The organism is Micromonospora sp. CPCC 205739, assembly GCF_036906795.1.
Taxonomy (GTDB): Bacteria; Actinomycetota; Actinomycetes; order Mycobacteriales; family Micromonosporaceae; genus Micromonospora.
In genome coordinates this window covers 42,997-49,815 of sequence record NZ_JBAKHS010000032.1, presented here as the reverse complement: position 1 = coordinate 49,815, position 6,819 = coordinate 42,997, and the positions used below count along the sequence as shown (strand labels likewise).

The window sequence follows — 6,819 nt, the reverse complement described above, 5'->3', positions numbered from 1 at the left end:
CGGGACGGTCCGCATCCAGTCCGCAAGAGGTCCACGGAGGGTGGGGAGCGGTGAGAGACGCCGGGAGGTATTTCCGCTGCTAGACCATCTAGCACCCAGGTCAGCGAGGCAGGCAGTTTGATCTCGTAATGCGTAGGTCGCCGTGCCATCCACGTGCCAGTACCCGGTACCCCAGACCGCCGGCGCGGCAGAACCCGTCGCTGCCTGAACCGGGCCAGGATCGCCAGGCAGAATCAAAAACACCCATCAACGTGGCTACAACCGGTCGGCGATGCGGCGCCTCAGTGGATCCACCGCGTCAAGCGCCTGCTCAACAGCCTCAGCCGACCCCCGTCCTGTTCTCATGATCTCCTCTACTGCCGACTCGGCGGCTGCCATGTCCTTGACGAGGGCCGAGTCGGCCAGAGCCCTGGCCGTGGCGAAGAGCAACGCATGCACGTCGACCACGGTGGCCTGTCGGTCGAATAGCCGGTCGAACGCATCGAGGAGCGCCTCAAGAAGAGGCAAATCATCTGCCGAGCTCATGCTTCATGACCCTATCGATCCGTCGCCTAAAGACAGGGGTCCGCGGCGTGCCATTAGCGAGCCATTGGGCCAGGACAGGAGGGGCGAGCCGAAGCCACGAGAGACCGCCAGGATCAGGGCCGCCAACCCAGCAGACGGCCAGAGACCGACACTTCCCAAGCTGGCAGTCCGAGCCCTGGCAGAGCGTGCCGAGGAACGACCAGCATGATGGCGATGTGAGTTTCGACCTCGTGGTTCTGGCCGTGGCCCCGAACGCCAGCCTCGCCGAGGCCCGAGCGATGCTCGATCACTGCACCAGCGGGCACCATCGTGACGGCGAGCTTGATGAGCACATCGTTGCCTTCTACGAGGAACTCCGGGCGCGCTATCCCGACGAGCCGCCGCTGCCCCCTGACTCGCCATGGATGTCTACTCCACTCGCCGTGGGCATCGACCACGTCTCGATGAACATCACCTGGTCCGGACATGGCACCGAGGCGGTGGAGGCCGTACTGGAACTGACGCAGCGGCACGGCTTGGTCCTCTACGACCCCCAGGGCGACGAGTTCGTGGGCCTGCGCGCGGTGCGCTCGTAGCTGCGGCCAGCGCGTCAGCAGAAAGTCAGCGAACGCCTGACAGCGGTTCCCCATCAACGAGCCGCAGGCGCCTGCCGATCCTGGGTCACCGCGACCGAGCGGCAGCGGCCGATAGCGGATGACAGCACCGACGGCCGTTCGGGACGAAGAGGTCGTCGGTTCGAATCCGGCCACCCCGACCAGAGGCTGGGGCCAGGTGAGATAACTCTCACCTGGCCCTTTGTCATGTTCCGATGATCTCCTCCATCGGCCCTGGTCGTGAGCTGTCCGCCGCTTTCGTCCTCGTCAGGTCGCCGGCGCCGAGCTGGCACCCCGCCGAACTTCGGCCCTGACGCAACCCGACGGTCGTCCGGACCCGTCGAGCTTGCGGAGGAGGGAGCCCCAATGGCGGATGCCGAGCGTGAGTTCGTGGAGTACGTCTCCGCGCGACTGCCGAGCCTGCACCGAACCGCGTTCCTGATGTGCGGCGACGCCCACCTGGCCGACGACGTGGTGCAGCAGACGATCACGGCGCTGTACGTGAACTGGCGCCGGGTCAGCCGGGCCGACAACGTCGACGCGTACGTGCACCGGATGCTGGTCCACAAGCTCGTCGACGAGAAGCGGTTGAGCTGGGCGAAGGTCCGGCTGCTGGGGTCGATGCCGGAGCCGGAGCGCCCGCCGGTCACGCCGCACGACGAGCTGGCCGAGCGGGACAGCCTGGTCGCCGCGCTCGCCCACCTTCCCCGCGGCCAGCGCACCGTACTGGTCCTGCGGTTCCTGTGCGACCTGTCGCTGGCCGACACGGCCGCCGCGATGGGCTGCTCCGAAGGCAACGTGAAATCGCAGACGGCTCGGGCGCTGGTGGCGGTCCGCCAGCTGCTCGACGTCACTGAGATGTCCGGGAGGAATCCGAGATGACCACGTTGGACGAGCAGCGGATTTCCGAACTGCTGCGATCGGCGCCGGTTCCCGAGCCGCGGGTTGACGTGGGCCGCGCGGTCCGGGACGGCCGGCGTCGCCGCCGGCGCCGCCGCGTCGGCGGGATCGCTGCGGTGACGGTGATGGCCGGGCTCGGCGTCGTGGGCGCCGTCCAGCTCGGCGGGGCCGCCAGCCGGCCGGCTCCGGCCACGCCGGCCGTTGCGGCGTCACCGGCCGGGACCGTGTCGGCCGCCCCGGGCTCGCCGGTCACCTGCGAGGCGTCGTGGTTGCCGCGGCCGATCGGCGGTCCGGTCGCGGTGGCGAACGGCGTCGACCCCACCGGGCGGTACATCGTCGGCGACATCGGCACCGGGCGGGAGGACGGGCGGGTCGTGCTGTGGACCGACGGCCAGGCAGGCGTCCTGCCGGCCGGTGCGCGGCACGCGGCCGCGGTCAACGCCGGCGGCGTCGTGGTCGGCACCAACGGCGACGGCACGGGCTGGGTCTACCGGGATGGGGGGCTGCGCTTCCTGGCCACCCCGCCCGGCTACCACGCGGTCCTCGTGCACGCGGTCAACGGCCGGGGCGACATCGCCGGCACCGCCAGGGGAGCCGGCGACTCGCACCAGGCCGTGCTGTGGTCGGCGGACCGCCCGCAGGAGTACCGGCTGGTCGGCCAGCCGGGATCCGCCGCGACCGGGATCACCGAGGACGGCACGGTCGTCGGTGTGATGGGCCAACTGCCCTACCGGTGGACGCCGCAGGGCACCGGGGCGGCGCTGGCGGTGCCCGACGGCTACCCGCGCGCCTCGGTCGAGTCGGCGCACGGCGAATGGGCGATCGGCATGGTTCCCGGCGTCCGGCAGGGCGGTGCCGTGCAGATGCTGCCGGTACGTTGGAATCTCACGACCGGGGCGGTGAGCCTGCTGCCGTTCCCGGGGACGACCGGGATCGCTGGCAACGGCGACCTGCTGGTCGGCGACGGTGCGCCGCTGGTCGTCGCCCCGGACGGCACGTCCCGCCGGTTGCCGGGCCGGCCCGAGGTCCGGGCGACCGAGGCGGGCACGTACACGGCCAACGGGATCAGCGACGACGGTCTGACCGTGGTCGGTGCCGTCTACGAGAACCAGGTGCACCGGCCGCTGGTGTGGCGCTGCCGCCGCTGAAGGTCGCGCGCCCAGCGCCGACGGCCCCGGACGGTGCGGTCGCGGTGCGACCGGCCGTCCGGGGCGTCAATGGCTCAGGTGATCCTGACCGGCGCCGAGCGCACAGGCGCGGGGCCCGGCGGTCCGACCGGGTGGTCGGTCCGCCGGGCCCCACCGGCGTACGTCAGAGCGGGCGGTTCGGCTCGCTGACCGGACCATTCGGGTAGGTGGTGGCAGCCGGGTCGGGCACGACCTCGGCGTCGGTCACCACGTACTCGGTCTCGGTGGTGGTGGTCGGCGTGCGGTCCTCGTCGTCGCCGGAGCGGTGCTTGGCGGCGGCGAGCCCGGCGGCGGCCGCGGCACCCGCGACGGCGGCGCCGGCCGTGACCGCGGTGCCCGAGACACCGGCCTTGCCGCTGTCACCCTGCGACGACGCCGCGTGCGCGACGCCCGGCGTACCCACGCCGTGCCCCTCGCCGACCGAGCCACGCCAGGCACCGGTCTCGGCGCCCCGGGACTCGATGAAGCTCTTGAACTTCTCCAGGTCGGACTCGGCCTGCTTCTCGACGATGTTCAGCTTGTCGCCGGCCTTCTCGACCAGCCCCTCCGGCTCGTACTCCAGGTGCAGCCGGACCATCGTGCGGCCCGCGCCCACCGGCTGGAAGTAGACCGCGCCGGCGTTGGTCGCGCCCTCGGTCGCCGCCCAGGCGACCTTCTGGTCCGGCACCTGCTCCAGGACCCGCGCGTCCCACTCGCGCTTGACCCCGCCGATCTGGGCGACCCAGTGCATCCGCTGATCGTCGAGCTGACGTACCTCCTGCACGCCGCCCATGAAGCGGGGGAACTCCTCGAACTGCGTCCACTGGTTGTAGGCGGTGCTGACCGGGACGTCGACTTCGATCGACTTCTCGACCACGGTGGTCATGGCAATCCTCCTCGTTCCGGTCGGCCTCCCTCCACGCGGGAGGGAGCAGCGTTCTCGTCCACCAGAATCCCTACCCACCGCCGGGCGACTGAACCGGAAAATGCCGAAGCCGGCGACTTCCCGCTGGTCACGGGGGTCGCCGGCCTCGGCCGGGGTACGGGTCAGTAACCGGCGATGAAATAGCCCGCCTGGTCGACGATCGCGTCGGTGTGTCCGGGGCTGTCGTTCCAGACGGCCACCTGTTCCCCCTCGCCCATGCCGACCATCACCAGGTTGGCGGCGGTTTCACCGGCGACGAAGTTCACGTTCGACGCCTGCGCCGGAACAGCACCGTTCGGGTGCACGGTGAGGACGCCGGCCGCGGTCGGCCCGGTGGCCGTCACGTTCGCCACCACCGCGGTGATCTCCGGTTGGCTGAATCCGATGTACGCCGACCGGAACCCCGCGCGCAGGGTCGGGCCGATCGGGTCGACCGGACGGGTGTCGAGGACCCGGCGCGGGTCCAGCGGGACCAGGACGTCGGTGGCGTCCGCGCCGAACCGGCCGAGCAGGTCGACCACCACGTGGGTGCTGCCGGAACTGGCGTTGTAGATCACCGCCCGGCCGTTCACCACCGGCACCAGCACCATGTTGGGGATGGTCTGCCCGGCGACGAAGTTCAGGTTCGAGGCGGTCGGCAACGACATCGCGCCGTACGGGTAGACCTTCAGCACCCCGCTCGCCGTCGGCCGGGTGACGGTGACGTTCAACGCCACGGCGGTCGTGCCGGACGGGACCCGACCGGTCAGGTCCAGCACCCGGTAGCTGTTGGAGGCCAGGGGCGTCGAGCCGCGGCTGTCGAGCACCCGCAGCGGGGTCACCGCCTTGAACCCGGAACCGGCGGCGGCGTAGAACCCCTGGAGGTCGGCCACCACGTGCACGGTGCCGCTGCCGGTGTTGCGGATCCGCAGATTGCCGTTGGACATCGGCACGGTCACCAGGTTCGGCACCGTCTCGCCCGCCACGTAGTTGACATTCGACACGTCCGGCATCGTCCTGCCGTCCGGCCAGATCCGGATGAAACCGGACGCGGTCGGCTGGGTCACCGTCAGGTTCAGCACCACCGCGCTGACGTCTGCGGCCGGCACCCCGTCGACGGTCTGCATGGGCAGCACCAGCTCGGTGTTCGCGGCCAGCGGCACCGTGGTTCCCACCCCGACGGCGGCCCGGGTGTCGAGCACCCGGACCGGCGACACCGCGGTGTACCGCGCGCCCACGACCGCGCACTCGGGGGGCGGGGTGAAGATGATCTCGGGGATCAGCCGGAAGCCGTCCGTGCTGGCGAACTGCTCGGCACAGACCGGCCCGGCGCGCCGGGCCCGGTGCTCGGCCCGCCCGCCGGGCACGGCGCGGTAGAACGCCTCCCCGCTCCACCGCCGCACGATCGTGCCGACCGGTCCGTCAGTGGGCCAGTCGGAGGTCACGGCCAGCGAGGTGGTCACGTCGAACGGGTTCACCCCGCCGACCGGCTGAACCTTCCCGCCGGTGACGGTCAACTTGCCCTGCAGCTCCACCGCGCCCCGGTCCCGGAAGGCACCACCGGTGTTCGGCGCGGTCGGCGCGTCGGCGTGCGCGTTGAGCAGCAGGTCCGTGGCGGTGGCCCCGGTCGCCGTCGGATCGGCCGAGTCGACCGCCGGCGAGGTCGACGCGAGCGGGAACCAGCCCCGCTCGGTGCCCTGCTGCGCCTGGAGCTGCGCCGGCGCGGCCAGGTCGTCGGCGCCCTGCCCGGTGGTCGCCCGGAAGGCCGCCAGGTCGGTGTGGTCGGTGCCGGCCCATGAGTAGAGCGGGCCGCCGCCCGCCGGGTCGATCAGGTTGTGGTGCGCGGTCGACTGCGGCACCGAGTCGGCCGAGACGCTGATCGCCGTGGCGGCGGCCGGGTCGGCGCAGGGCTGCGGGTCGGGGACCGGTCCGGCCCCGGTCCGGATCAGGTTGTTGGCGACGGCGGTGCCCGGCGACGCGCCGGTCACCCGGACGCCGGCCGTGCAGTCGGTGACCACCGTGTTGCCCGTGACGGTCGTCCCGGGCGCGTCGGTGACCAGCAGGTGGCTACTGCGGAACGTGCTGGCGGTGACGACCGTACCGCTCACCCCCGGCTCGACCACCACTCCGGCGCCACCCGCGCCGGCGAACCAGCCACGGCTCACCGTGACGTCGGCGGACCCGGCGGCCACCCGGACCACCGGACGGGTGCCACTCGAGCCGGCCAGGCCATCGAAGGTGACCCGCTGCGACCCCCGCACCCGGGCGAGCTCCGCGAAGGAGGAAGAGGGGCCGCCGTGCAGGGTGAGCCCCTCGACCCGCACGTCGTGCACGCCGTCGACGTCCAGGGCGGGACCGGTCCAGTTGAGCGAGTTGAAATTGCCCACCCGGACGGTCCGGCCGTACTCGTTGACCGCGCGGAACACGATCGGCGCCGCCTCGGTGCCGGAGCGGGTCAGCCGCACCTTCTCCGGGTAGTTGCCGGCGGCGATCCACACCGTCTGGCCGGGCTGTGCCACTGCGGCGGCGGCGGAGATGGTGCAGAGAGGCGACTCCTGGGAGCCGGTCCCGCCGGCCCTGCAGGTGGACTTGCTGGTGACGTACAGGTCGGACGGTGCGGCGGCGGACGGTGCCGCCGGCGCGGGCGCGGCCGGCGCCACCAGCGCCGCCGCACCCAGCAGCGGCACGACGGCCAGCCGTATCCGCCCAAATGTTCTCGTCATCGACTTCC

General features: G+C 71.9%; 5 protein-coding genes and 1 pseudogene. 3 read left to right on the top strand and 3 right to left on the bottom strand.

Features of this window, described 5'->3' with window-relative positions; genetic code table 11:
- Positions 1–255 precede the first annotated feature (255 nt).
- The gene (locus V6U88_RS28440) at positions 256–525 is read right to left on the bottom strand and encodes a hypothetical protein (protein ID WP_334457683.1); all 270 of its coding nucleotides are present in this window, start codon (positions 523–525) and stop codon (positions 256–258) included.
- A 215-nt stretch (positions 526–740) separates the two neighbouring features.
- Here V6U88_RS28440 and V6U88_RS28435 point away from each other — a divergent pair, with 215 nt between their 5' ends.
- The 3 genes from V6U88_RS28435 (at position 741) to V6U88_RS28425 (ending at position 3,166) form a co-directional block, all read left to right on the top strand.
- The gene (locus V6U88_RS28435; protein ID WP_334457681.1) at positions 741–1,100 is read left to right on the top strand and encodes a hypothetical protein; all 360 of its coding nucleotides are present in this window, start codon (positions 741–743) and stop codon (positions 1,098–1,100) included.
- Between the two features lie 384 nt (positions 1,101–1,484).
- Positions 1,485–2,000: a SigE family RNA polymerase sigma factor gene (locus V6U88_RS28430; RefSeq protein ID WP_334457679.1), complete on the top strand. Its 516-nt coding sequence runs from the start codon at positions 1,485–1,487 to the stop codon at positions 1,998–2,000.
- A complete protein-coding gene (locus V6U88_RS28425) occupies positions 1,997–3,166 on the top strand; it encodes a hypothetical protein (protein WP_334457677.1) in 1,170 nt (389 codons plus the stop codon). The genes V6U88_RS28430 and V6U88_RS28425 overlap by 4 nt, the downstream gene beginning before the upstream one ends.
- 457 nt (positions 3,167–3,623) lie before the next feature.
- Here V6U88_RS28425 and V6U88_RS28420 read toward each other — a convergent pair.
- Both V6U88_RS28420 and V6U88_RS28415 read right to left on the bottom strand, forming a co-directional pair.
- Positions 3,624–4,070: pseudogene (locus tag V6U88_RS28420) on the bottom strand (SRPBCC family protein); the annotation flags it as partial.
- Between the two features lie 161 nt (positions 4,071–4,231).
- On the bottom strand, positions 4,232–6,811 hold the full coding sequence (locus V6U88_RS28415) for a DUF1565 domain-containing protein (protein WP_334457675.1): 2,580 nt from the start codon (positions 6,809–6,811) through the stop codon (positions 4,232–4,234).
- Between the last annotated feature and the right edge of the window lie 8 nt (positions 6,812–6,819).

Coding starts and splice junctions, on each gene's coding strand:
- V6U88_RS28440 (WP_334457683.1), bottom strand. CDS start 525: ATGAGCTCGGCAGATGATTTGCCTCTTCTTGAGGCGCTCCTCGATGCG.
- V6U88_RS28430 (WP_334457679.1), top strand. CDS start 1,485: ATGGCGGATGCCGAGCGTGAGTTCGTGGAGTACGTCTCCGCGCGACTG.
- V6U88_RS28425 (WP_334457677.1), top strand. CDS start 1,997: ATGACCACGTTGGACGAGCAGCGGATTTCCGAACTGCTGCGATCGGCG.
- V6U88_RS28415 (WP_334457675.1), bottom strand. CDS start 6,811: ATGACGAGAACATTTGGGCGGATACGGCTGGCCGTCGTGCCGCTGCTG.